At 38.4% G+C, this 24,687-nt stretch carries 25 protein-coding genes and 1 pseudogene; 10 read left to right on the top strand and 16 right to left on the bottom strand.

Annotated features, from left to right (window positions below; all coding sequences use genetic code 11):
* On the bottom strand, positions 1 to 639 hold a 639-nt coding region (locus AC1DSB_RS01650), incomplete at its 3' end, for a D-serine ammonia-lyase (RefSeq protein WP_477585578.1).
* 220 nt (positions 640 to 859) lie between these two features.
* Between AC1DSB_RS01650 and AC1DSB_RS01645 the strand changes: the two genes are divergently transcribed.
* On the top strand, positions 860 to 1,858 hold the full coding sequence (locus AC1DSB_RS01645) for a M23 family metallopeptidase (RefSeq protein WP_477531773.1): 999 nt from the start codon (positions 860 to 862) through the stop codon (positions 1,856 to 1,858).
* A 26-nt stretch (positions 1,859 to 1,884) separates the two neighbouring features.
* On the opposite strand, the gene AC1DSB_RS01640 is transcribed toward AC1DSB_RS01645, so the two are convergent.
* Positions 1,885 to 2,610: a gamma-glutamyl-gamma-aminobutyrate hydrolase family protein gene (locus tag AC1DSB_RS01640; RefSeq protein WP_016429298.1), complete on the bottom strand. Its 726-nt coding sequence runs from the start codon at positions 2,608 to 2,610 to the stop codon at positions 1,885 to 1,887.
* A 264-nt stretch (positions 2,611 to 2,874) separates the two neighbouring features.
* Between AC1DSB_RS01640 and AC1DSB_RS01635 the strand changes: the two genes are divergently transcribed.
* From AC1DSB_RS01635 to AC1DSB_RS01625, 3 genes are all read left to right on the top strand, one after another.
* Positions 2,875 to 3,102, top strand: a complete 228-nt coding sequence (locus tag AC1DSB_RS01635; RefSeq protein ID WP_477531772.1) for a hypothetical protein — start codon at positions 2,875 to 2,877, stop codon at positions 3,100 to 3,102.
* Between the two features lie 379 nt (positions 3,103 to 3,481).
* Entirely contained in the window at positions 3,482 to 4,651 is a 1,170-nt protein-coding gene (locus AC1DSB_RS01630) for a DUF2157 domain-containing protein (RefSeq protein ID WP_477531771.1), read from the top strand.
* A complete protein-coding gene (locus AC1DSB_RS01625) occupies positions 4,648 to 5,100 on the top strand; it encodes a GDYXXLXY domain-containing protein (RefSeq protein ID WP_016429302.1) in 453 nt (150 codons plus the stop codon). The genes AC1DSB_RS01630 and AC1DSB_RS01625 overlap by 4 nt, the downstream gene beginning before the upstream one ends.
* A gap of 484 nt (positions 5,101 to 5,584) precedes the next feature.
* On the opposite strand, the pseudogene AC1DSB_RS01620 reads toward AC1DSB_RS01625, so the two are convergent.
* Positions 5,585 to 6,120 (bottom strand): annotated as a pseudogene (locus tag AC1DSB_RS01620) (GNAT family N-acetyltransferase).
* Between the two features lie 336 nt (positions 6,121 to 6,456).
* On the opposite strand from AC1DSB_RS01620, the gene sda reads away from it, so the two are divergent.
* A complete protein-coding gene (gene sda, locus AC1DSB_RS01615) occupies positions 6,457 to 6,579 on the top strand; it encodes a sporulation histidine kinase inhibitor Sda (RefSeq protein WP_081637837.1) in 123 nt (40 codons plus the stop codon).
* Between the two features lie 296 nt (positions 6,580 to 6,875).
* Here sda and AC1DSB_RS01610 read toward each other — a convergent pair whose 3' ends face one another.
* The 4 genes from AC1DSB_RS01610 to AC1DSB_RS01595 all read right to left on the bottom strand — a co-directional run bounded on the left by AC1DSB_RS01610 (position 6,876) and on the right by AC1DSB_RS01595 (position 12,084).
* Complete coding sequence (locus tag AC1DSB_RS01610; RefSeq protein WP_016429304.1) at positions 6,876 to 7,190, bottom strand: hypothetical protein; 315 nt, start codon at positions 7,188 to 7,190, stop codon at positions 6,876 to 6,878.
* Between the two features lie 238 nt (positions 7,191 to 7,428).
* Entirely contained in the window at positions 7,429 to 8,829 is a 1,401-nt protein-coding gene (locus AC1DSB_RS01605; RefSeq protein WP_477585576.1) for a SpoVR family protein, read from the bottom strand.
* Positions 8,830 to 8,883: 54 nt separating this feature from the next.
* A complete protein-coding gene (gene yhbH / locus AC1DSB_RS01600) occupies positions 8,884 to 10,047 on the bottom strand; it encodes a sporulation protein YhbH (protein WP_477585574.1) in 1,164 nt (387 codons plus the stop codon).
* Positions 10,048 to 10,188: 141 nt separating this feature from the next.
* Positions 10,189 to 12,084 carry a PrkA family serine protein kinase gene (locus tag AC1DSB_RS01595; protein WP_477585572.1) on the bottom strand — a complete coding sequence of 632 codons (1,896 nt, stop codon included), beginning with the start codon at positions 12,082 to 12,084 and terminating at the stop codon, positions 10,189 to 10,191.
* Between the two features lie 228 nt (positions 12,085 to 12,312).
* Here AC1DSB_RS01595 and AC1DSB_RS01590 point away from each other — a divergent pair, with 228 nt between their 5' ends.
* Together AC1DSB_RS01590 and AC1DSB_RS01585 are read left to right on the top strand one after the other, a co-directional pair.
* On the top strand, positions 12,313 to 13,326 hold the full coding sequence (locus AC1DSB_RS01590) for a vanadium-dependent haloperoxidase (RefSeq protein ID WP_477531768.1): 1,014 nt from the start codon (positions 12,313 to 12,315) through the stop codon (positions 13,324 to 13,326).
* A 268-nt stretch (positions 13,327 to 13,594) separates the two neighbouring features.
* A complete protein-coding gene (locus AC1DSB_RS01585; protein ID WP_016429309.1) occupies positions 13,595 to 13,798 on the top strand; it encodes a hypothetical protein in 204 nt (67 codons plus the stop codon).
* Positions 13,799 to 13,880: 82 nt separating this feature from the next.
* Here the strand turns inward: AC1DSB_RS01585 and AC1DSB_RS01580 are convergent, their stop codons facing one another.
* Together AC1DSB_RS01580 and AC1DSB_RS01575 are read right to left on the bottom strand one after the other, a co-directional pair.
* The gene (locus tag AC1DSB_RS01580; RefSeq protein ID WP_477531767.1) at positions 13,881 to 14,720 is read right to left on the bottom strand and encodes an STAS domain-containing protein; all 840 of its coding nucleotides are present in this window, start codon (positions 14,718 to 14,720) and stop codon (positions 13,881 to 13,883) included.
* 186 nt (positions 14,721 to 14,906) lie between these two features.
* The gene (locus AC1DSB_RS01575; protein ID WP_477531766.1) at positions 14,907 to 16,157 is read right to left on the bottom strand and encodes an MDR family MFS transporter; all 1,251 of its coding nucleotides are present in this window, start codon (positions 16,155 to 16,157) and stop codon (positions 14,907 to 14,909) included.
* 102 nt (positions 16,158 to 16,259) lie between these two features.
* On the opposite strand from AC1DSB_RS01575, the gene AC1DSB_RS01570 reads away from it, so the two are divergent.
* Entirely contained in the window at positions 16,260 to 17,912 is a 1,653-nt protein-coding gene (locus AC1DSB_RS01570; RefSeq protein WP_477585569.1) for an ABC transporter substrate-binding protein, read from the top strand.
* Positions 17,913 to 18,411: 499 nt separating this feature from the next.
* A complete protein-coding gene (locus AC1DSB_RS01565; protein WP_477531765.1) occupies positions 18,412 to 18,948 on the top strand; it encodes a YdhK family protein in 537 nt (178 codons plus the stop codon).
* A gap of 42 nt (positions 18,949 to 18,990) precedes the next feature.
* Here AC1DSB_RS01565 and AC1DSB_RS01560 read toward each other — a convergent pair whose 3' ends face one another.
* The 4 genes from AC1DSB_RS01560 to AC1DSB_RS01545 form a co-directional block, all read right to left on the bottom strand.
* A complete protein-coding gene (locus AC1DSB_RS01560; protein ID WP_477531764.1) occupies positions 18,991 to 19,275 on the bottom strand; it encodes a hypothetical protein in 285 nt (94 codons plus the stop codon).
* Between the two features lie 50 nt (positions 19,276 to 19,325).
* Positions 19,326 to 20,108 (bottom strand): SurA N-terminal domain-containing protein, encoded by a 783-nt coding sequence (locus AC1DSB_RS01555; protein ID WP_477531763.1) that lies wholly within the window; start codon positions 20,106 to 20,108, stop codon positions 19,326 to 19,328.
* Positions 20,109 to 20,308: 200 nt separating this feature from the next.
* On the bottom strand, positions 20,309 to 20,725 hold the full coding sequence (locus AC1DSB_RS01550) for a GNAT family N-acetyltransferase (protein WP_477531780.1): 417 nt from the start codon (positions 20,723 to 20,725) through the stop codon (positions 20,309 to 20,311).
* A gap of 97 nt (positions 20,726 to 20,822) precedes the next feature.
* Positions 20,823 to 21,398 (bottom strand): GNAT family N-acetyltransferase, encoded by a 576-nt coding sequence (locus AC1DSB_RS01545; RefSeq protein ID WP_477585567.1) that lies wholly within the window; start codon positions 21,396 to 21,398, stop codon positions 20,823 to 20,825.
* A gap of 389 nt (positions 21,399 to 21,787) precedes the next feature.
* Between AC1DSB_RS01545 and AC1DSB_RS01540 the strand changes: the two genes are divergently transcribed.
* Entirely contained in the window at positions 21,788 to 23,071 is a 1,284-nt protein-coding gene (locus AC1DSB_RS01540; protein WP_477585565.1) for an ATP-binding protein, read from the top strand.
* Positions 23,072 to 23,207: 136 nt separating this feature from the next.
* On the opposite strand, the gene AC1DSB_RS01535 is transcribed toward AC1DSB_RS01540, so the two are convergent.
* The 3 genes from AC1DSB_RS01535 to AC1DSB_RS01525 are packed head-to-tail and all read right to left on the bottom strand — an operon-like array spanning position 23,208 to position 24,662.
* Positions 23,208 to 23,504 (bottom strand): putative quinol monooxygenase, encoded by a 297-nt coding sequence (locus tag AC1DSB_RS01535; protein WP_342543003.1) that lies wholly within the window; start codon positions 23,502 to 23,504, stop codon positions 23,208 to 23,210.
* Positions 23,505 to 23,542: 38 nt separating this feature from the next.
* Positions 23,543 to 24,178, bottom strand: coding sequence for a nitroreductase family protein (locus tag AC1DSB_RS01530; RefSeq protein ID WP_342543002.1), 636 nt, complete (start codon positions 24,176 to 24,178; stop codon positions 23,543 to 23,545).
* Between the two features lie 43 nt (positions 24,179 to 24,221).
* On the bottom strand, positions 24,222 to 24,662 hold the full coding sequence (locus AC1DSB_RS01525; RefSeq protein WP_477531760.1) for a MarR family winged helix-turn-helix transcriptional regulator: 441 nt from the start codon (positions 24,660 to 24,662) through the stop codon (positions 24,222 to 24,224).
* Positions 24,663 to 24,687: the final 25 nt, after the last annotated feature.

Here is a 24,687-nt window from a genome sequence, read left to right as displayed (position 1 = left end):
GAATTCATGTACGGTCGCCCCTTTTGCCCGCAATAAATCTTTCTTCCATTGCTTAGCATCTGCGGACATGTATACGGAAACATGAAAACCTAATTTTGCGCCAATAATACCTATACTCAGACCCAAATTCCYTGTAGAGCCAACACCGATTGAATACTGACTGAAAAATTGTTTGAATTGATCGCTTGAAAACACACTGTAATCATCGTCTCTTTTAACTAGACCTGCTTCCAGCGCCATCTTTTCCGCATAATACAGGACTTCATATATACCGCCGCGTGCTTTAATTGAACCTGCAATGGGCAATTYATTGTCGCATTTTAAAAACAATTCCCCATTTATTTTGGCATCGTATTTTGTATTAAGCTCATTTTTCATTTTCGCTATATTTCGAAGAGGTGATTCGATGATGCCATTCGTATCTTTCGTTTCAGGAAACTCCCTCGCCAAGTAAGGAGCAAATCTTTGAAATAGCGCTGAGGCTTCCTTCATATCCGTTTTCGTCACTGGCAAGGAATCAATGTCTTCCATTTTTTGAAGCTGTGAATTTAACCATACAACCGGTTCCAAGCGAATGATATTATCCAAAAGCGGATATTGCTGAACCCATTTATCTAATTTCGATTGTTCAAAGATCATACTCTTCATCCTTTCTTTGTGAGGACTTTTAATTTGATGATATTTAAAATGGCTGAAACTTTTTATACCTGCGATATGCCGACTATTCATATTAGTATGTGCAAAATTAGTTTGAATTTCTACTTAATGAATGGCAAAAATGAACTGGTCAAGTTTACTACTTATGATTTATTTGGAACAGGATATTCTAATGTAATGATTCACAAAGGAGGTTTATTTAGTGCGACGAATATTTCACTTAACACTATACGCTTTTACACTGTCTTTGCTAATAAGTTCCGTCGTTTCTGCAAAAGAGCAGCCGAAAGTGGATGTACTGGAAGAGCGCATGAGCTACTATTTACAATTTGAAAACACACTTGTCCCTTGGTACTATTTAGCCGCTGTGGATCAGTTTGAACGCAATATTCAGCAAGTGCGGAAAGACATTCCGAAGAGAGATGGCACGATTGCCATTCAATTTTCGGACGATTACTGGGCAGGAATGTTTAATCCTGATAAAGATGACATAACACCTGAATCCATCACATTTTTTGGTGGAAATGGACTAGACGGGAATGCAGACGGCATGGCAAATCCAGAAGATAGTATAGATATTCTTTTTACGATGTCTTCTTATTTAGCCAGTTACGGACAATCTGAAGAAGACTTTAAACTGGCCGTATACGAATACTACCAAAGTGAAAAAACCGTCGATCAAATCATGACCATTGCCAAATTATATAAACACTTCAACACACTGGATCTGGGTGAACATGTTTTCCCTATCCCACTTAATCAGAATTACAGTTATAGAGGTACTTGGGGAGCTAACCGCGGATGGGGTGGCCGACGCATTCACGAAGGCACTGACTTATTTGCTGGATATGGCGTTCCGGTAAAATCGACCTCATATGGAATTGTTGAAGAACTGGGTTGGAACCAATTTGGCGGTTGGCGTGTGGGTATACGTGATATTCAAAATACCTATCACTATTATGCGCACTTAGCTTATTTTAATGAAGGATTAGCAAAAGGCGATATCGTTGAACTCGGTTCTGTTATTGGTTTTGTGGGAAGTTCGGGATATGGGAAACAAGGAACTTCAGGTCGATTCCCACCTCACCTGCATTATGGCATGTATAAATATAATGGACGCACGGAATGGGCATTCGATCCATATCCTCACTTGAAAATATGGGAGCGTCAAGCAAGGGATGCCAAAAAACGAAAAAAATAAATATGTGACTCCCTCAATAATAATTTTTATTGGGGGTGTAAATTTTTATTGCAAGCTTCTATAAATGCATCGAAAATTTTCCGCGCAGCTTCATCGCCGCCAAAAAACATGTTTTCTGGATGCCACTGGACACCAAGGACGAAGGAATGCACTTCACTTTCGATAGCTTCAATTACACCATCACTTGCACTCCCACTGACCCTTAATGGAAAGGGAACATTGCGATTGGCTTGGTGGTGGCGACTATTGACCTTCAAACGGTGTTGCCCAGTGATTTGATGCAGCAACGTACCAACTGTTACATTCACAAAATGAGAACCATGCGACTTAGGTGCCCGTTGCTGATGTTGCAAAAAATCATTCTTTATTTGAGCACCAATATCTTGATACATATCTCCACCTATGGCGATATTTAACGACTGGATTCCTCGACAAACACCCAAAATCGGTTTATTGAGCGTTAAAAATTTCCGAATAAGAGCTAATTCAAAAACGTCTCTAGCGGGATCTATAATTCCCAGCATCGGATGTGGTTCTTCGCCAAAAAGTGTAGGGTCTATATCGTACCCTCCTGTCAGGTAAAGACCATCCAAAAATTGTGCCAACTCATCTATATCGGACTTTTCCTCTAAATGTGGCAACATCACTGGCATGCCCCCCGCCTGTAAGATAGCATGGGCATTGGCCATGGATACAGAGTATTCATCCCCATCGTACTGCACAAACGAACTGATTCCAATAATCGGTTTCATTATCTGTCCCCTTACTTTCATTCGAAATTTAGTCACCGATAAAATATGGACTATAGTTTGTCATATGCATAAGAAAGGACTTAAAGAAGTGTTATGGAAACAATTAGCACCTCGTTTTAATAGTCATTACCATCATGATCCTTTCGGAATCCTTATTACTTTTCCCGTTTAAACGTTAACTGTGTATACATAGTCATTCATTTAAAGCACATGATAAGAGTGTTCTCTGCCACCTTTTACAAATAGTTGAAAGGATGAAAACCAATGAAGAAAAAAGTGTTTACAGAAGAAGACCGTAGATTGGCTAAAGGTCCTTACATGCATAATCCGGATGCCGTACAAACGGACAAAGTGAGCTTATTTGATATGCATGAAGACATGAAAACAGTGGACATACTGTTTATTGATGAAATGAACAAACAAGTAATCAATGATCCATCACGAAAAGTGACAAATGATCCTTCAGCCAATGAAGAAATACACCCTAATTGAAAATACCTCCATTTCATGTAGCCTTACATGGAATGGAGGTATTTTTTGTTTGTTCATTGTGTAATTCGCGAATCCTGAAAGGTCACTACACGAGGCCGCTGTACAAATAATCCCTGTAAACCAACAAAAGATTCTATATAGCGGCCATCATTTCCTATATCGACGCTGTGTCAATGTAACTGCATATACATAAAGAATAAGAGCTATCACAAATGGGAGTGCCGACATAATTTGCCCAACTAATTCATTTCCATCATGATGGGGATGGGCCATGTACATTTATTCCTTTTTCTAGGAAATATCCATGGCCTAGTTGACGACATGTCTATAATGATAATAAGAAACTATAATGTAAAAAATAGAATAAAGGAGTTGTAACGTGGTACTTAAACAAAAACTACAAAGTTGGAAAAATGAAGGATTTATCGACGAATCAACTGTCGAAAAGATTCTTGCATTTGAAAGTAAGCAACCGAAACCTGTTAAAATCCCACTGCTTTTGATTATCGGCCTTATCTTCTTTTCATTGGCCGTGTTCAGTTTCATTGCGGCCAATTGGCAAGCGATGCCAGATGTGTTAAGAATATTGCTTGCACTTTCTGTTATGTGGTTGTTTTACATCCTTGGGCATTTTTCTGAGTTAAAAAAATTTGGTCAACCAATCATATTCCGTCTTATTGGATTGGCCATGTTTGCAGCAAGCATCGTTGTAACGGTCCAAACATATCATTTTTCCTTATATAATTCGTTTTTACCATGGGCTATATTCATTGCAGCACTTGGTCATTATTGGCACTGGCGTCAATTTCCTTATGCCATCGTCGCTTTTGTTTTTGGGGCTCAAGTATTATTTACTTCCGTTGTAACGCTGGGGTGGTTTGAATGGGGAGCATTCTTAGCTGTTTCATTTGCCTGGTTTTATTTCAGTAAAACGCGCATCTCGATTTCATTTAGTTGGATTCTACTATTTGGAGCAGGACTCACACTTTGGTCAGTCGTTGAATATGACAACGTACTTTGGCCAATATGGTCACTATTTGCTGTTGTCGCTTTCATTCATTTCTTCCCAGAAAAAGAACAGATTGTACGTCCCCTCTACCTTATGATAGGAGGAATACAGCTTCTAGTTTACTTAGCTGTTTTGGGAGAAACCCAACTCTCTTTCATCGAGATAAATATTGTTGAATCAATCACTCTGGCTATCGTTGGAGCAGCATTACTCGCGTTCAGTTATTTCCGATTCAAAAAATTCCAATGGGTTGCTGCACTAAGTCTAATCGGACTTCTGCTTTATGATGAATCGGCAATAGGTCTTGCCATTTTGGCCGAAGTCATCGCACTTGCTTATTTAATAAATGAGCATCGTAAAGACAGACTACTTGCACCTGGCTTTGTATTTTTCATTCTTGTCCAGTTTGTCCTGTATTTCATTTATGCGTGGGGAAGAATGGATGTCTCCCTATTCTTCCTAATCGGAGCGCTTTTACTTTTTGCATTGTCCGGCATCGCCTGGAGAATTAACAAGAAGAAAGTAGGTGTCTCTTCATGAAGTCCTTTTTATTTCCTGCCTTACAGACACTGATGATTTGCTTGATTGCTTTGAGCTTCTTTGCAGCTTCTTGGTTTGGTGAAGAATATGTGTTACGAGCCGAGCCTTACGACCCGTATGATCCTTTTTACGGCGAGTATGTGATGTTGCAATACCCTGATTTGAAATCTTCCTCTTCTGCACCGGAAGGCGATATTTATTTTTCATTAAAAGAAGGCAAAGATGGCTATGCCATTATTGATCGATTGGATAGCGAACATTTTTGGGGAGCTATACAAGGAACAAATTATGGTGGGCAAATTACTACACCACAGCTTGAACAATATTATGTGGAACAAGGTACCGGTCCTAATTTAGAGGAAACGAAGGATTTGGCGCTCACTCTTGATGTAGCCCCTTGGGGTTCTATACGTCCTACATTTTTAGAGAAACGCCACGATCAGAAATAGAAAAAACGGCAAAAGCTAAATGCTTTTGCCGTTAGACTGTAGACAAAAAATAAAAAGAGTGAATATAACTGTATACTAATGAAAAAGAGGCGTATGCAAGAAAATGTTGATTTCCTTTGCGGCGGACGCGTTTCGCGGGCACGGCTTTAGTCTCCTCGTCACTACGTTCCTGCGGGGCCTTCAGCTCGTGCTGTTCCCGCTGAAGTCGCCGCCTCCACTCCAATCAACGGAATTCGCTTCTGTTATCGTATCTCTTCATATTATTTTATTAGTAAGATGGTCGGTTATTTCTGAAGACTCCTGCGGAAAAACGAAATAAGCTAGACCCCACAGGCTCAGCTGTCATAGACAGCTGAGCCGAGGAGGCTAGCGTTTCGTCCGCGGAAAGCGAAAGAAATAGCCGACCACAAACTTTTTCGATAGAGTGCAATAGATAAGAATGCGAATTTTTATACTTTTATTTTGATTGCTTTTGCCGTCTTTGTTACCTTTGATATTCAATCAGCCAGCAATCACGATACTCACCTTCGTGCAGTTCATTTTTAGGTAATAGAGTTACCTTCTTGAATCCACATTTTTCATAACACCGTATGGCACGTTCATTCCATGTCTGTGGGTCCATTACTACAAGTTCAGCATGTTTTTGCTCAACCAAGAACGTTACCATAGATTTCACAAGATGAGTTCCTAAGCCTCTATTCCAATACTCTGTTTCCCCAATAAACTGGTCCATGCCATAATCTTATATGGTGAATCAGAATAACCATAATGATTTCTCGTTTCTTCATCCAATTCATAGTACTGGATGTAACCTATTTTAACATCCTCATATTCAACCATACATTTCATTTCATTTTCATCGCAATTATAGAATTTCTCRTTTACTTTTTCCAAGTCAAATGGATTGTCCCTTCCTTCATAATATTGTAAGACTTTCGGATCCGAAAGCCATTTTGCCAATAAGTGCTTATCCTCTATTTTCAGTTCTCGCACTGTTATTTGCCCATTCTTATCAATCAAATTCGTTTCCTCCATTGCAACTTTCTAATAGAGTTATTCGTTACTTTTCTTGAAATTCCTTCCAAGGTCAATATTTCCAAAAAAATTTTTCGACAAATTTCTCACTTTTTCGTTTCTGTGGATAAGGTTATACACATTTTCCCGGGTACTGAGTGTACATTTCTACTAACTATCAACAAGTTAATCACAATTAATCCACCGATAGCTGTGGATAAGAGAACGCTTGTTCCGAACAAAACTATCTGATAGATTAAGATTACATCAAAGATATTTACCAATTTATTTGCTGCTTTCCTAAAATGGCCCATCTATTATGTAATCGGAGGTGAATTCACTTTGAGTAAACTATCATCTGAATTGTTGATTGAATCGTATGTTAAGGCAAAAGAATTAAAGTTATGTCCTGAATTTATCTACTTGTTGGAAATCGAAATTCGCCGACGCTCTCTACACATCTGACACTCTTTCTTTCATTGTTTTTTATCATATACATGTAATAATCATTATAAAAAGGAAACCAGTAGCTCATTAGCTGCTGGTTTCCTTTTTATGATTATGGGATTTTCTTATAGAACAAAAAGAATTCCAGCTGCTAGCTAAGCAGTTGGAATTCTTTTTAAATTGATTCGGTTGCCAGAAAATGTAAATTAATAACTAGATGATATTAAAAAGAAAAACAAACTTTTTTTGAAAACTGCTATAAAAAGTGAGTGAATCCTATGTAATGGCACCCTTTTGATTTTACATATTATACTTCATCCATTATGTTGATTTAGATTGTGATGTTCCGGTTTAGCAGCGTCGATCATTAGGAAAATGGCAGAAAGAATGTGCATAATCATTCCTACAAAAGGAATCCATGCGATACAAGAAGTGACGATACCAAGTATACTTCCCGTGGTCGAACCACCATCTTTTTTGGTGAGAACCAATGTTACAATGTGTAATGCTAACATAATACCTAATGGAATCCATAAAAATCCAATTACAATGCCTGCTCCTAGAAAAGGAATCCCCAATAACGCTTCAAGACCGCCGGTGACCCATTTCAATATTTTAGATGTGGACAATTTAAACACCTCCTTTCTTGTTAATTAATAGGCTCTGTCATACTTGCTGGCTCATGTGGAACATGCGACTAGTACAATTGTACGCTAAACAACCGATATCTTCTACATCCTTTAACACAGCCAATAAAATAAAAACTACAACTTAATTTCTGTCCGTTTTTATTTAAGAAAGCAAATGTAATGGTTAAACCAAATAAAATTCCAACATCTTCAAAAGATGCTGGAATTTTTTTGTCTATCATAATAATCGACGTGACACCTTTTTCCCATCATATGAATAAACAATTGGTTTATTCTCAACATACGTTTCCAAATAGACTGACCGTCCCCACAACTGATAAATGTAAGGCAGTACATGTTCCAGATAAAGAGGATCCAGCTCAGTTCCCTCGTATCCATGCTTTAAATAGAGTTCACCATTTCTCGAGTAGTCCCCATCCTCAACCACGATATAAGGAAAGCTTCCATTCACCCTCATCGAAATCAATTGGTCACGAACCTGTTCATAGTCTTTATCGGTAATTTGATAGTTTCCATTCTTCTTTTCAAACAAATATAGATCTTCCTGTTTCACCAATTCCTTCGTCAAATAATTTCGGATGAAAGAAATATCTGATTCAATTTCTCTTACTTCAAACATTTTTTCCCGGCCCGAATTTTCTTTAACGCCGTTTTTCTTCATTCGTTCTGTTGGATGATTGTATCGCTTTTCAATATCCTCAAAAATCTTTAAGCCCAGATAATAGGGATTGATACTCGTTTTGGAAGGCTGAACAACTCCGGCATTCAATGTCGCAAATTCGATGGTTTCAGCTGGTGTCAAATCCATTTCTCTTAATATTCGCTGATGCCAATAGCTCGCCCAGCCCTCATTCATGATTTTCGTTTCCATTTGCGGCCAGAAATACAGCATTTCTTCCCGCATCATGGTTAAGATATCCCTTTGCCACTCTTCCAGTTCACGGCTATATTCCTGGATAAACAATAAGAGGTCTTTTTCAGGGGATGGCGGAAATTTCTTTCTTTTTTCTATGAGTGCCTTATTGTCTTTCGCTTTTATATCCAAGTTCCATAAGTCATCATACTGAGTTTTCCGATTGACTTCTTTTTCTTCTTCATTCGTATCATAGTCCAATAATTTATGTCTGATAATGGAGGGATCCACATGCTCCTGTATGGCCATGGCCGCATCCAAAAAACGTTCTACTTCTTCTTTGCCATAAATCATTTCATAATTGGCAATCCGTTCGGCAGTTGCCGTCATACTTTCGACCATATCACGCTTCGTATTGGAAAATCGAGCATTGTTTTTAAAGAAATCACAGTGGGCAAGTACATGGGCAATAATTAATTTATTTTGAATGAGACTATTTGTATTAAGCAGAAACGCATAACATGGATTTGAATTGATCACCAGCTCATAAATCTGACTTAAACCCAAGTCGTATTGCAGCTTCATTTTATGAAATTGTYTCCCAAAGCTCCAATGGCTGAATCGTGTGGGCATGCCGTATGCACCAAAAGTGTAAATAATATCAGCAGGACAAATTTCATAACGCATCGGATACGTATCCAGTCCAAATCCAATTGCAATTTCCGTAATTTCGTCTATTGCCCGATGAAGAGCATTCTTTTCCATCTATTGAATCCCTCCGACGGTTTATTCAATGACAAGTGCAAGGCACCGACCAGTTCAAACGGAAGTTATTTCTTTTTGGAAAAAGCTTTTCAATGCTTTATAGACATCTTGTTTTTCTTTCAATATATAATGGCGGAACATCGGATTCGAGATTTTTTTATAAGTGGACATCAAAGTGGAATATCGATTATTGGGGTTCACTTCTCCGTAGCCAAACATACTGGAAACGGCCATCAGTTCATTTACCAACTTCAAACATCTTTCATTATCGTTTGACATGTTTTCACCATCTGAAAAGTGGACTGGGTAAATATTGAATCGAGAAGGTTGATATTTTTGTTCAATCAGTTCCAGCGCTTTTAGATAGGCAGATGAACAAATGGTGCCGCCGCTTTCACCTTTTGAAAAAAAGTTCTCTTCCGTGACAACCTTTGCTTCAGTATGATGAGCGATAAATTCAATTTCCACCGTTTCGTATTTGGTACGTAGAAATTTGGTCATCCAGAAAAAAAAGCTGCGAGCCATATATTTTTCAAATGGTCCCATGGATGCACTCGTATCCATCATCGCAAGTACAACTGCTTTGGATTCCGGTTTTACTTCATCATTCCATGTTTTGAACCGCAAATCCTCATTATGGATAGGCGAAATTTCCGCTTTCCCATTCGCCGCGTTGCGTTTGATAGCCGTTAAGATGGTGCGCTTTTTATCAATATTGCCCATCAGCCCTTTTTTACGAATATCATTGAATTCAATTTTTTCTTTTCTAATTTGAGCTTGTTCTTTTTGCTTTAAATTGGGTAACTCGAGTTCATTGAAAAGGGCACTTTCCAGCTCTGCCATGGTGATTTCCACTTCATAAAAATCCTTACCCGCTTGATCCCCTGCTTGTTTCCCTTGCCCTGGAGCGGCTTTTCCTTCCCCGGAACCACGGGCGATGACATCTCCTACCTGACTATCACCATTCCCTTGACCCACGTGTTTTGATTTGTCGTAATTGTAGCGAATTTTGTACTCATCCAAGGAGCGAATCGGAATTTTGATGACATCCCGTCCATTTGACATAACAATGCTTTCTTCACTGATTAAATCCGGCAAATTATTCTTGATGGCTTCTTTGACTTTATCCATATGACGTTGCTGATCTTGATAGCCTTTTCTATGGAGCGACCAGTCTTCCTGTGAGATGACAAAATGATTATCAGGTTTTTCGTTCATTTCCACCCACACCCATCCAGTATTAAAAGTTTTTTAATTTAATTATCATATGCGTTGGCGAACAAGTTATTGACTTCAGAGAGTAAGAAAAACAAGACGAATTATCTGATTCGTCTTGTTCTGTTATTCATATTCATCCCATTATCGATTAAGCAGGCTTCCTACGTAACGCAATAATTCATTGGCTGAAATTGAATTATAGCCATGTTCATCAATGAGTCTCGCAACTACTTCATTTACCTTTTTAAGCTGTGATTCATCCGGTGTTTTGGACGATGTCGTAATCTTCACCACATCTTTTAAATCCGCAAAAAGTTTCTTWTGTATAGCTTCGCGTAGACGTTCATGTGAATTGTATTCAAAGCGCTTTCCTTTTCTAGCGTAGGCAGACAGACGAATGAGGATTTCTTCCCTGAACGCTTTTTTCGCATTTTCAGAGATGCCAATTTGTTCTTCGATTGAACGCATCAGTTTTTCATCCGGATTCATTTCTTCACCAGTCAAAGTATCTCTTATTTTATTTTTATTACAATAAGCTTCTACATTGTCCAGGTAATTATCCATTAAGGTAATTGCTGACTCTTCATAGGAATAAACAAAAGCTTTTTGAATTTCTTTCTTGGCAATTTCATCATATTCCCGTCTGGCAATAGAAATATAATTCATGTACCTTTCCCGGTCTTCCTGCGTGATGGAAGCATGTTGGTCGAGACCATCTTTCAGTGCACGCAAAACGTCCAGAGCGTTGATCGATGGTACTTCCTTGCGGATGATGGCCGAAGAAATCCGATTGATTACGTAACGCGGATCAATGCCGTTCATCCCCTCATGCGGAAACTCCTTCTGCAATTCCTCCACATCGATTTGATTGAAGCCTTCTACACTTTCGCCGTCAWATAAACGCATTTTCTTCACAATATCAATGCCTTGCTTTTTAGGTGTTTCAAGCCTTGTTAATACTGAGAAAATGGCGGCAGCTCGCAATGCTTGCGGAGCAATATGAATATGTGTCATATCGCTTTCCTGGATCATTTTTTCATAAATCCGTTCTTCCTGACTCACTTTCAGGTTATAAGGAATTGGCATGACAATAATTCTGGAATGCAAGGCTTCATTCTTCTTATTTGAAATAAATGAAGCATACTCTGTTTCATTTGTATGAGCCACTATGAGTTCATCCGCGCTGATTAATGCAAACCTTCCTGCCTTGAAATTTCCTTCCTGAGTTAGAGATAACAACAGCCATAGGAATTTTTCATCGAGTTTCAACATCTCCTGAAATTCCATCATTCCGCGGTTCGCTTTATTCAGTTCCCCATCAAATCGGTAAGCACGAGGATCTGACTCAGCACCGAATTCTGCGATTGTTGAAAAATCAATACTTCCTGTCAAATCGGCAATATCCTGTGATTTCGGATCAGAAGGCGTATATGTGCCAATTCCCACCCGTTTGTCTTCGGAGAAGAAAATTCTTTCCACCATTACATCTTCCAAGCGTCCATTGAACTCTTTATCCAAACGCATCGCGTTCAAAGGAGACAAGCTGCCTTCAATGCGGACTCCATACTCTTCAAAAAATTCGTCACGTAACTCGTGGGGAATGAGGTGAAGTGGGTCTTCGTGCATTGGGCATCCTTTTATCGCGTAAACAGCTCCTTCGTCGGTTTTTGAATATTTTTCAAAACCACGTTTCAACAATGTCACAATTGTTGATTTCCCTCCACTTACAGGTCCCATCAACAATAAAATACGCTTTCGAACATCCAATCTTTTTGCAGCTGGGTGAAAGTACTCTTCTACTAGTCGCTCAATGGCCGTTTCAAGTCCAAATATTTCTTCACCAAAAAAATGGTACATTTTATGACCATTCTTTTGCGTCAACCCATGGCTATTGATCATATTATAAACACGTGAATGAGCCGATTGGGCAACTTCTGGTCGTTCCTTAACGATGGTCAAGTATTCAGCAAATGTACCCTCCCACTTTAGGCTGTTTTCTTCTTCTCGGAAGCTCTTCACCTTGTTCAAAATATCCATTTTTTCCCTCCGTTTAGGGTTTGATTTATTCATAGTATGAAAAGAGACAACTTATGATTACCGGGACTTTTCACAATTGCCTCATCCGGCAAAAAGATCTTCAAAATTAATATCCGATTTTAGAAAGTACTTTTCTCATCATTTTCATGTTGCGAATAGCTTTAATTAATACACATGTTCTTACTCTTTGACATAGGTTAAAGGAATAATAGAGTGGAGATGAAAAAAATGAAGAAAAATTATTTACGTTGGTCCGAAGTACCTTATGCAGGTGAAAAGAAACCACCAGTAAATCCTGATACACCATCTTCAGGTTCTCGGTCTTTGACCTATTTAAAAAGAGACAAAGAAAAGAACTTCTTGAATCCAAATGGAACGATAATGCATTTCCCCATTAAAAAACCTAGTGCAATAGATTTTGAAAAAGAATTAAAGATTGTTCAGCGTACGCTCAACCACTTGACACACACTCAGGAACAGTTGGCCATTTTTTATGGAAAAGGTGTCCCTACTAAACAGTGGACTTCTATCATTGACCGTTTAGTAGATTCCTATGGGGTCAGTCCTGTCTATGCCTCTCGAATACTAGCTGCTGTCCATATGGCAATCAATGACACCAAGATTGTCGTATGGGATTTGAAGAATAAATTGGATGTTGCCAGACCAAATCAATATGACCATGAGATGGAAACGATTCTTTCTACGCCTAAATTTCCTTCCTATCCTTCTGGCCATGCCAGCATGTCTGGCTGTGCAGAAGTGGTGTTAAGCTATTTCTTCCCAATGGAAGCACAAAAGTTACGAAAAATTGCTTTTGATGACGCCTTCAGCCGTCTATGTGCTGGCGTTCATTTTGAAGCTGATAACATTGAAGGCTTGAAATTAGGCAGATATATTGGAAACGTAATAGTTGACCACTTAAGTGCGCAGAAGAATGAAGATGGCAAGTCCATTGACAAACCTTTTAGGGAATACCGGAATGCCAATATTAATACGCATGACTATAAGCAGTTTATCCCGTATGATTTCGATGATGAATTTACGTCTCGAACAAAATTAAATTCCAAATCTATCTCCAAATCCAAAGATTTCAATGAATCTATTAAATCCAATGATTCCAATGAATCCTTTGAATCCAATAAAACGCATAAATCGAATGAATCTAAAGAATCTGCTGAAATCGAAGTTAACCGGAAATCCCATCAAAATGATATACGGCCCAAGCCTCCATGGTATTTTTAGTGTGACTATTCAACCCGACCTATCAATCCTCAAACCAAAAGACAATCCTATGAGATTGTCTTTTTTAATTTGAGGACATAGCCAAGTCGTAGAAGAGTGATTGTTGAGTAAGTGTACAGAAATGGGAGCTGACTGGAGAAAACCTTTAAAGCGCATTTTACATGAACGTGTTTTCGTACTACATAATTTGTTTTTTTGAAATTTAAAGAATGAACTTCGCTTTTAAAACCATGTTAAGAAGGAACGATACTTTTAAGGAGGTTTTTTGATGGGAAGTGACAATCATAAAGGAGCTATTAACTTTACAGGTCCCTTGTCTCAAACACCAAAGAAGAAAGATTTTAATGCAACTTCACCAAAAGAAGAGATTTCGATGGAATTAGTGGAGCAGGGATTCTTAAAACCAAAACATGAGCCAATGACATCGAATCATCGTAAAAAAAGTGAAAGAGAAAAATCTTACAAGTCCTAGAGTATCGTGAAACTGAATAGAAGAAAAAACACCTCCAATTGAAAAGAATTGGAGGTGTCCTATTTTGGAATTTTAATGATACTCACATTGGATTGTTCTTTTTTCCAATCACTTCTTGAACTGAAGATATTTTAGAAATCGCATGAAATTCTTCTCCAAAACTGATTGCTTTTCTTGCAACTTCTGGTCGAATACCGGAGATAAAGCTTTCAATCCCCATCAAGTTCAAAACTTGAACAAGTTGAGTCAGCTGGAATGCAACGACTTCTTCAATTTCAATCACACCAGAAAGATCGATAATTAAACTTTCTACCATGTTTTCACTACACTTCATCGGGATATCATTAAGTAAGGACAACCCACGTTCCGAATTAATCACACCGATTACCGGAAGAACAGAAATTTTATCACAAATCTTGATGAGCGGTATTTCCAGTAGTTTTATCAAGGCTTGATGCTCGGACAATCGTTTCTCGTTGAATTCATGGTAATACTCAGAGAACTTGACAATCATTAGTTCAAATCCCGAATTCAGCATTTCACTCCATTCCGATACTTGATGTTTGCAAACATCTTCATTCGTTTGGTCGATATATTGTTTCATATATTCCCAAAAGAGCGTTCTCGTTTTTCCAAGAAATTTAATAACTTCATGAATGGCTATTCGATGTTCCACTCGCGACTTTGCTACAGTTTGAGCCCATTCATCAAGTCTTTCCAGAAAATCGAAATCATTTTGATCAAAGCTTGATATCAATAACTGAATGGTATGTTGATGCTGCTTTCTCAAGAGTTTCTCCACATCTGGTGAAGCTTGATTAGAATAAAATGAACCCGGCTCTTTTACTCTCTCATTCAACCATTCTTCCGTTATTTGATGTGCATGATTTTTCAAGTAGTTGGATATTGCGAGTGTTGACATCTTGAGTGTACTCCTTTAAATAAATACTTTTCGATATTTTTGAAATGTTAAATTATTACTTATACTATCGGATTTTTAGCGTTTCGTAAAATATTGCACGGTACAATTATAACAAATGCACAGCTTCAACTTTAAAATCATTCGCTTTGCACGAAAAAAGACCATCTATTGGATGGTCTTTTTCCTTCAAACAGTTGCATTTATTATTCCTTCATTTGAAACATTTTTGCTCATAAATAAACCTGCATATAACAAGACGATACCAGCCATCAGAATCATTCCAATGTAAACGGACATCATGGTCGGGACCAGGTATGCACCCATGATAATCGTGGAGCGAGCAACCAAGTCTGCACCGCTGAATGATAGGTTCGAAAAGGCAGAATAAGATCCCCTCTTATTGGCTGGCATCATATTTGCCTCTTCCGTATTTCGAATCGGTGAATATATCAGTTCTCCCAGTGTTGCAATGATATTAAAGAGAACTAGAATGTACCACGTGTTGGCAGACGTGACCGTTACATAACCGATTCCATATAGCAGAAGTCCAAACAGTAAGACATTTTTCTTATTGAACCTATCAGTGAGTTTATTGATGACAAACGTAAAACACACAACGAGAAGCATATTTTGGATATTGAGGTAACTCAGCATCCTTACTCCCCCCACTTGGAACTCCCCTATTTGTACTGTCTCGAACGTTTCTGCGAGACGAACGCCGATGTAACTGTTAAGTGAAAACTCAGCGGCAAAAATAAACATCGAGCCTACGACAACTTTGACAAACGGTATATCTTGAAAAGCAATTTTATAATTTTGAATTACATCCAGTAATACATTTTGATGCTGTTTTTCCAATCTACTTGTGGACTCATCCCGTAGCCATATATGATAAGCAATCGGTAGACTGGCCGATGTGACCGTCAACATGGCAAACAGTTCAATTTGATGGTTGACGTAAAGCAATCCTCCAAGTGCCGCACCGATTGCCATTGATAGATTTACGAGCCAGTATTCAATGGCATAGACTTCTTTTCGATTTTCAGGCGTGGTCGAATCGATGATGATCGCATGCATGGCAGGTCGCCCTAGGCTGCTTGTCACTACGAATGTTGCATAGGCAATCGCAAATAACCAAATCATGTTGTCTTCAGGTAATAGACTCAAGGTCATGAATAGAAACAGCAACGCACTCAAGGAAGATGTGAGGAGCAACACCCTTTTGCGTGGGAATCGATCCGAAATATAGCCCCCGATCAAATTAGTGAAAAAACTGACGATGACTGTGAATACCAGAAACACACCTGCCCATACCTTGCTCATTTCCTGTGCAAAAAATAATGCCATGAAAGGCATGACCGCTGATGATACCGCACGGTTGAAAAACGATGTAATCAACCGAACTTTTATATTTTGTGGATAGTCTTTAAAGGCCATGTTGAAACCCTCCTATTACTTATGTATATTAAACTAGACTATTGACATTAAAAATGGACAAAATAAATAATTATGTCCACTTTTATAAAAAAGGAGAACATGATGGATAGACATTTATTGACCGTATGGCGTTCGGTTTCATCAGGGAGCATCAGGCTGGATGAACTAACGGAGCTCCTCGGTCTGAGTAGGAAACAAACGGCAAGATACTTGCAGAAATGGACAAAAGAAGGCTGGCTCATCTTTACTTCAGGACTTGGGAGAGGCAAAGCATCGAAGATTCAATGGCAAAAAAATGTGGAAGAAGTTTATGAAGACTTGGTCATGAAAATGATTGATGAAGAACCAGTCGAAACGATCGGGAAATATTTACTCTACGAGTGGTCAAGCGACAGCAAAATGCGTTTGATGAATAAGTTCCATTCCAAATTCGGCTACAACCAAAGCACAAACTACATGGACAAGCTCATCATTCCAAGAAGATACACCTTCCTGACGATGCATCCACTGGAAGCGGCAGAAGTAAATAGCGCCAGCTTGGTGGCGAATCTATTCAATCGATTAGTGGCCATTGACGAAAAGGGTATGGTTTCACCTGAACTTGCCCACAGTTGGGATGTAACCCCAACGAAACTCCGACTCTATTTGAGAAAAGATATTAAGTTCCATGATGCATCTATACTGACCGCGGAAGATGTGAAGGTCTGTCTGGAAAAATTGAGGAGTCATAAGCATTTTCGGGATTTATGGGAGCCCATTCAGCACATTGAAATCGTGGCACCACTAGTAATTGATATTGAATTCCCAAACGGTTGCAGCTATTGCCTCCAACTTTTGGGTACGTTAACTGCAAGCATTTACAAGGACACTAAAGGACAGTTACTTGGCACTGGAGCATTTTATTTAGAAGAAAACAATGACTTAAAAACCACGATCTGTGCTTTCAAGGATTATTTTTTGGAAAGACCTTTATTGGATGCAGTGGAATTTGTGCAGGTACCAAAAGACTTCGATWCCGTCTACCGTTCTGCAACTCAAGAGCTAGGAGATGCTACTTTCCAAGTGGAAAGTAGCTCAGGTTTCGGAGTCGTAATCATGAATGCGTTTCGCGATTCACAGATTCAGCGCAAGGAAGTCCGAGACTATCTACATTATGTAATAGCGAAGCATCGCCATGAAATTCCACTCGTACATTCACGTGCTTGGGCCAACGATAAGAGTTGCCTCATAGGTCATGATCAGCAATACAAAGTACCAGTGATGCAACGCCCCCATTTTTCAGAACCATTGATTTTAAGAGGAGTGAACTATACGGAAAAAACCACTATGTGGCTGAAGGAAGTATTCGAAAAAGAAGGCATCCCTGTGGAAATCACTTGGCTTTCCTTTGCCGAGACAGTTCAAAACAGTGCTAGGAACCAGGAAGCCGATCTGTTCATTCACGGTGAAGTATTCGAATTGAATCAAGATTTGTCCTTTTACTATTTTCTTAAAAATGGGTACTCCCCATTGGCAAAAATGATTGAGGCCGATGAAACGGCCAGCATGTATTTAAAGGAATATGTGCATACCCCTTTTGAAAAATGGACTTCCTTGAACTTGAGAATGGAAAGAGCTCTTTTGGAAGCTTCGCTAATGATTCCTTTATATTATGAAAAACGTCAAATCCCCTTCTCTACCAATCTAATGAACGTCAATATCAAGCATTTTGGATACGTTGATTTTTCCAAGTTGTGGGTAAGACCCGAACTTTAGAATAAAAGATCATCCATGGAAGTAAAAAGGGCTACCGATTTGGTAGCCCTTTTCGTTAAAGTGTTATTTGATTTTAACTGTTTTCTTTATTCTTCTCTTCGACAGAAACATATGTTTTGTAGTATTTAACACATGGTGCCAAATTGTTACGTGTTAACAAAGAGAACGTTTGGCTGATTCCCTCACCACCTGTGGCAGCACCCTAAACATAAGAGCAACCCTTGGATACGTAATCAACGTATTCAAGGATTTTCTTCATAGAGTGGGACATTATCGGCGTCGAAAGTTTCAGCTAGCGAGACGATTTTCAGCCGAACGGAATTTTGTGCAACCTGGAATGCAGAACTGTCTACCTGGAACCCCATTCTGTCTACCTGGAATGCWGAACTGTCTACCTAGAATCCTATTCTGTCTACCTGACAGACTTTTCACTTTTAATATATACCCCATTAGGGTATACTGCATTTAAGAAATCAAAATGATAAAGGAGTATATACCATTGAAAAAGAAACGGTACTTATTGAGTTTTGCACTACTAGTGGCACTGAGCGGTTGTGGAAATGAAACGAGCAAGGAATCCGACCATAGTGAGATGGATCATGGTGGTTCACATTCCAGCTCTGGTGAAATTCCTAAAGGGTTAAAAGACGCAACAAATCCAACTTTTAAAGTTGGTAGTGTAGCAACCATTACAACAGATCATATGAAAGGCATGAAAGATGCCGAAGCTACAATCGTTGGAGCTTACGATACGACAGTATATACCATTTCTTATACACCAACGACTGGTGGAGAAAAAGTAGAAGACCATAAATGGATCATTCATGAGGAAATAAAAGACGCTGCTACTGAACCATATGCAGAAGGCGATGAAGTAATTGTCGAGGGAGATCATACGAAAGGGATGAAAGGCGTAACTGCAGTTATCGACTCAGCTGAGGAAACAACTGTGTATATGGTAGATTACACTTCGACTGATGGTGAAGAAGTGAAGAATCATAAATGGGTAACTGAAAGTGAACTTTCTGCTGATTAAGGTGTATTCGTAGTCATAATAAAGAGAGGGACGGTGACATGGTCATCGCCCCTCTCTTTTTGTGCTTTTATCAACCCGGTGATATTCCGAAAGTTGAATGACTCGAACATTTCGTGTATTCAACTCATGGTATATATCTCTGCTATCACGAAATGAAATGGTTTGATCTCTTTCACTTTGTATCAGCTCTTCTGCAATTTCCATGGATTCAACATGGATAAATCGTCGGATGTAATGGTTTTCATCAAAAAAATAAGTGATTTTGAATTCTTTCATGACATATAGCTCCTGATAATTAGTTTGGTTAATAGAGATTAGTATACCCATGCAAAAGCCTCCCTATTAATCAGATTAATGGGAGCCATGCAAATTATACATTAGATTTTCAATTCAATTTCAGCGTCAGCTTTTAATTCTTCAACATGTTTAGCCAATAGTTCTTGTTGCTGTTGTTGTTTAAGAATCCCTTTAATTTCTTCTTTTGCTTCTTCAAGTGGAGGAAGATCTTGTCCAGCTGATTTTGCTTGAGAAGCAGCTTGATCGTAATAGGCTTTAATTTCTTTTTCTGATACTTCTTTGGCAGGTACTACTTTATCTTGATATTTTTCAAACAGAATGGATTCAGCAATTTGGTCTTTCAGCATTTTAGTATCCATGCTTTGTGCTTTCAACGCTTTATTCATTGCTTCTTCTCCACCGTATTGCTCTACAAAAGATTTATATTGTTCATCAATCTCTTTATCTGTAGCAGTAATTTTTGCTTCTTTCGCTTTTTGCAAAATCAACGTTTGTCCAACAAGCGTATTAAGTACTTGTTCTTTTACCTGTTTTGCCGCTTCTTTGCTACTAGGATCTTGACCTGTCTGTTGCATTTGCCCTTGAACGGAAGCCAATGCTGCATTATATTGCTCACCTTTTAATTCTTCTTCATTGACTACCGCGACAACTTTGCTCTCGTCTACTTCTTGCTTAGCAAGCTTTGCCTGCATTTCTTTAGCTGCAGCTGCTTGGTCTTGTTCAGATGGTGCTTTTGTTGCTTCTTGCTTCGTTTCTTCTTGTGGCTTTTCTTCTTTTGTTGCTTTATCTTCTCCGTTGCAAGCAGTTAAACTCAATGCCAATACACCTGCTGCGAACGGTAATATAATTTTTTTAATATTCATTCTCATGTAAACCCCTTTCGATTCAAAGCTACGCTTTATAACTAAAGCATAGTCTGCATCTTAACGGAGAATCCCTGATAGTTAAACCAATACCCCTTCATGTCATCGAATTGTTAACTTGTTGTCATATGATGACCAAATTTAGGCTTGGCATGAAATTTAAAGATAAATAAACTCTCATTTGTTTTTGGCGATTATCTTCACACAGACTTTTTATAAAAAACCAGTGTGGTATTTTCATTAATACGCCGTTTTTCCCCCGTCTGTATATACCCCATTTTTTCATACAAATGGCAGTTACGTTCTTCCTCCAGGATTGTTGCTAGTTCCCAACTGTTGGCTTGAGGAAAGCTTTCTTCTACTAACAATATCGCTTTTTTTGCTATACCTTGCCCTTGATGAGTTGGACTGATAAACATGGGGCTAATCCAAAAATGAACATCTTCTTTCCAAAAGATACGGATTCCACCGACAAGCTTTGTGTCCAACAAAATTTTATAAAATATGCCTTGAGGATTAGTGATCCTCGAAACAACTCGGTCTATTGTTTCGTTCGCTGGGTTTATATCGTAATCCTTATACTTTTCCATAAGCGGCATGAATGCTTTGACTTGCATATTAAAAATAGCTTCTGCATCGGGGATTGTTGCTCTTTCCAGACTAACTATATTCAAAGTTATTACGCTCCAATCAATCGATGATATTTCCTATTAATCACCCCATCTTTACTTGTAGTAAGTACTCTTCCTGGAGAATCCCGTAGATTGCACAGTCTTTGTATTGATTTTTAGCGTTACGAATCATATGCCGTATCAACCCTTCTTGTTTCATTCCAACTTTTTGCATGATTTTTCCGGATGCAGGATTATCACTGTTATGTGCTGCAGATATCTTATGAATATTCATATGCCTGAAGCCAAATTCCATAACGGCTTTCAACGCTTCTGTTCCATATCCTTGATTCCACCAGTCGTAACCGAGTGTAAATCCTACTTCGCAATTTTCCGTGCCGAGGTCGAAATGATAAAAATCGATTGCTCCGATAAGATCACCAGTTGCTTTTAATTCAATGCCCCAATAACAAAATTCTTGTTCCTCATATTCATTGACAATATTCGTTACCCTTTCAACTGACTCCTTGATTGATTTATGTGCTCCTTTTATGAGATTGTCCGTAACCCGTTCATCAGACATCCAATGGGTAAAGAAGCTTTGTGCATCTTCAATAACCAGTCTTCTAAGAATCAATCGTTCGGTTTCCAACGTTGGTGTTCCGTGGAATTTAATCATGTTCGCACCTACTTTAATCTATTTTTCCCGTGACTCCATGGCATTAAAGCAACAAAATCTAATTGAACAATAGGTAGAGTGATGTAATCCAGCACAAAGTATCAACTTCCAGTAACCATTTTGCTATTTTAATCTTCTGCTGCATTAATGCACCTTCTTGTACGTATTTATGAAGTTATTGTGTAAGGTTTATCTTCTCTAWTCATATTCATATTCCCTCTTTTGACGAACTGCTTTACGATAAGTACGAAGGCCAATCTCTACTGGAAAAACTATAAATTGTGAGGCCCAGCGTGCAGTAAACGTAATGTTAAATTGCTGAAATTTCATTTGTATGTGACAATATAACTAAATAGCATTATACTTTCCAATATTTAAGGGGTACAACAATGAAAAAAAGCACCGATTTTTACCGAATAATTCCGTTTGTCTATTTGATTATAGGTCCAGTCTGGGTTATAGGGACAGATTATTTATTATATGATCCTAACACCATTTTTGATAAAGTCCTTCTCCTTCAGACATTCAAAAGTCTGTTATTTGTTTTCTTTACCGCCATTCTTTTGTATTTTTATATTAAAAATTTAAGAGATTCAAAACTAATTGAAGAAGAAAAAGAGAAGCTCACACTGCTAATAGATACCATGCCAGACTGTGTTTCATTTAAAGATGGTGAAGGTAAATGGCTTCAAATCAATAAATTTGGTGCTCAATTATTCGAACTAGAAGGCATCGATTACAGTGGCAAGGACGATAGAGAGATGGCCAAGTACACTGATTATTATCATGATGCTTTGATTTATTGTATTGATACCGACGAGGAAGCTTGGAGGGCTGGGAAAGTCACTCGCTGTGAAGAAACCATTCAATTAAGAGATGGCTCAAGCAAAACGTTCGATGCATTCAAAGTGCCCATTTTCAATCCTGAYGGTTCGAGAAAAGGGCTGGTCGTAATCGGGAGAGATATTACCGCATTAAAAGAAACGGAAAGTATGTTGAGACAGTCAGAAAAAATGTCTGTTATTGGTGAACTGGCTGCAGGCATTGCTCACGAAATACGTAACCCTTTGACCACTATTAAAGGTTTTTTGCAAATGGGGAAAGATAAGGCCATTAATCTTGAGCCTCATACCGAGATGTTGATTGATGAAATAGACCGAATTAATACCATCGTTAACGAACTATTGATTGTTTCAAGACCATCGGAAGTCATTTTTTCCAACAAAAACATAAATACAATTGTTAAAGAAGTCATTCAATTGTTATCGACAGAAGCATCGCTTCAAAATATTCAACTGAATTTAAATGAATTAGAAAACTTTGATACATATTGTAATGATAGTAAATTAAAACAGGTGTTTATCAATATTCTAAAAAATGCTATAGAATCTATATCCACTCAAGGTGAAGTCAATATCTCTATATTCGAAAAAGATGAAAACTATTTTGCGATTAAATTTGAAGATGATGGGTGTGGGATTGAGGAAAGCCGTTTGAAACACATTGGTGAGCCATTCTATAGCGTAAAAGAAAAAGGTATTGGCTTAGGAATGACTGTTAGTTTTAGCATTATTGAATCTCATAAAGGAACTATTAATATATCAAGTGAAGTCGATAAAGGAACTAGCGTGGAAGTGTTGTTGCCTAAATCTAAATTTCAAGTTATTTCATAAATGAATTTGTCCCTCTGCATCCTAGCATCAATTAACCTTGTTCATAATTCGTTCGTCATTCATTATGCAAGTATAGTTACAAACACAAAAAGACACCTCCAATCTATATTACTGGAAGTGTCTTTTTGCCATCTTATTATTTGATTCTTTCATTACCTTCGTAGATTTTCACATTCAAAGGTCCGGCTAGATATTCTGCAGCTCTACTTGAAAAGGAAGTGAAGTGATCACTTTTGTTGTGACTTTCGACAGCGTTCATATCTTGCCATACTTCGACCATCGTGTATAAGTTTTCTTTCTCTATATCTTTCATTAAGTCGTACGAAACATTTCCACTTTCAGCTCTAGAGGCTGTGATTAGTGGATGAATTTCTTCCAAAAATGCTTGTTCTTTTTCTACTTGCACTTGAAATTCAGCATGAATAATAAACATCGATTCAGTTCCTCTTTTCTGTTACTTGACTGTTAGCTTTATTTCCATTCAGTGATGGCATCCACAGGTAGACGGACAGACTGATACCCTTTATCTATCGCTTTTCCAATCGAAATTAGCATAACGGGATAGTAACGCTCTTTGTCCATACCAAAAGCTTCAGCAATTTGGTCCTTTTCATAACCACCTATTGGATTCGTGTCATAACCGTGAGCTCTTGCTGCGAGCATCAGTTGCATGGATACTAAACCAGCATCAATTAAGTTCATTTCCTTCAATTGTTCCGGTGACATGGTTGAAACCAATCCTTTGATAGCTGGTAGCTGTGCATCTCTGACTTCAGCTGGCATTAGACCTTGTTCCACTGCTTTACCGTAAATGTCGTCAGCATAATCGATGCTGTTCATATCTGCAAATACGGCAATCATTGCGGCAGATGTTGCTACTTGGTTTTGATTGAATTTGGCCAGGGGAGCCAATGTCGCTTTACCTTCTGGGCTATCGATGACAACAAAACGCCAAGGTTGGAGATTAACGGATGAAGGGGCAAGCGTGGCAGTTGTTAGTATTTCAGTCATTTCCAGTCTTGTTATTTTCACAGTTGGATCATAATTCCGGATGGAACGACGTCCTGTTACGATTTCATTAAAGTCATTTATAAGTGTATGGTTCATTTTTCATTCTCCTTTATATTTATACTAGTTTGTCGTATTGCGACTACTCATTTGGATTAATGTTTTTGACGTTGTCTTGTATCCGTGTCAGCATGTCCAAAAGTAAAGAGCGTTCCTCTGCATTGAATCCAGTTAAAACCTTCGAAATGAATTGCTGTTTCTCTTCTTGGTAAGTAACAATTCCTTCACGACCTTCATCCGTCAGACGAACAAACGTAAATCGATTATCTGCGGGATTCTTACGTCGTGTGACCATTCTCTTTTCTTCCAATTGCTTTAAGTGCCTCGTTACAGCTGCATGATCTATATTCACTTCTTTTTGAAGCTCCGTCTGACTGATTTCATCCACTTCAAACAACTTGTTCAACAAATCCAATCGGGATTGACTGATGCCTGTACAGCGCTCAAACTTCGGGCTTGTTTGCTTATTTATCTCATATAATCGATAGACAATTTTTCCTTCATCTGAACATGAGTTGGACATAAAACCACCCCTTTAATGTTTGACG

This window comes from Paenisporosarcina sp. P4_E4_2 (genome assembly GCF_056401595.1).
Note: the sequence above shows the minus strand (reverse complement) of the source record. Positions and strands in the feature narration are given on the sequence as shown.

Bases quoted from the DNA above. Each gene is read 5' to 3' on its own strand.
- AC1DSB_RS01640 (WP_016429298.1), bottom strand. From the start codon at position 2,610: ATGAAACCGATTATTGGAATCAGTTCGTTTGTGCAGTACGATGGGGAT.
- AC1DSB_RS01580 (WP_477531767.1), bottom strand. From the start codon at position 14,720: ATGTCAACACTCGCAATATCCAACTACTTGAAAAATCATGCACATCAA.
- AC1DSB_RS01590 (WP_477531768.1), top strand. From the start codon at position 12,313: ATGAAGAAAAATTATTTACGTTGGTCCGAAGTACCTTATGCAGGTGAA.
- AC1DSB_RS01545 (WP_477585567.1), bottom strand. From the start codon at position 21,398: ATGATTAAATTCCACGGAACACCAACGTTGGAAACCGAACGATTGATT.
- AC1DSB_RS01635 (WP_477531772.1), top strand. From the start codon at position 2,875: ATGAAGAAAAAAGTGTTTACAGAAGAAGACCGTAGATTGGCTAAAGGT.
- AC1DSB_RS01560 (WP_477531764.1), bottom strand. From the start codon at position 19,275: ATGGGTATACTAATCTCTATTAACCAAACTAATTATCAGGAGCTATAT.
- AC1DSB_RS01585 (WP_016429309.1), top strand. From the start codon at position 13,595: ATGGGAAGTGACAATCATAAAGGAGCTATTAACTTTACAGGTCCCTTG.
- AC1DSB_RS01550 (WP_477531780.1), bottom strand. From the start codon at position 20,725: ATGCAAGTCAAAGCATTCATGCCGCTTATGGAAAAGTATAAGGATTAC.
- AC1DSB_RS01535 (WP_342543003.1), bottom strand. From the start codon at position 23,504: ATGTTTATTATTCATGCTGAATTTCAAGTGCAAGTAGAAAAAGAACAA.
- yhbH (WP_477585574.1), bottom strand. From the start codon at position 10,047: ATGAACGAAAAACCTGATAATCATTTTGTCATCTCACAGGAAGACTGG.
- AC1DSB_RS01555 (WP_477531763.1), bottom strand. From the start codon at position 20,108: ATGAATATTAAAAAAATTATATTACCGTTCGCAGCAGGTGTATTGGCA.
- AC1DSB_RS01625 (WP_016429302.1), top strand. From the start codon at position 4,648: ATGAAGTCCTTTTTATTTCCTGCCTTACAGACACTGATGATTTGCTTG.
- AC1DSB_RS01575 (WP_477531766.1), bottom strand. From the start codon at position 16,157: ATGGCCTTTAAAGACTATCCACAAAATATAAAAGTTCGGTTGATTACA.
- AC1DSB_RS01530 (WP_342543002.1), bottom strand. From the start codon at position 24,178: ATGAACCATACACTTATAAATGACTTTAATGAAATCGTAACAGGACGT.
- AC1DSB_RS01525 (WP_477531760.1), bottom strand. From the start codon at position 24,662: ATGTCCAACTCATGTTCAGATGAAGGAAAAATTGTCTATCGATTATAT.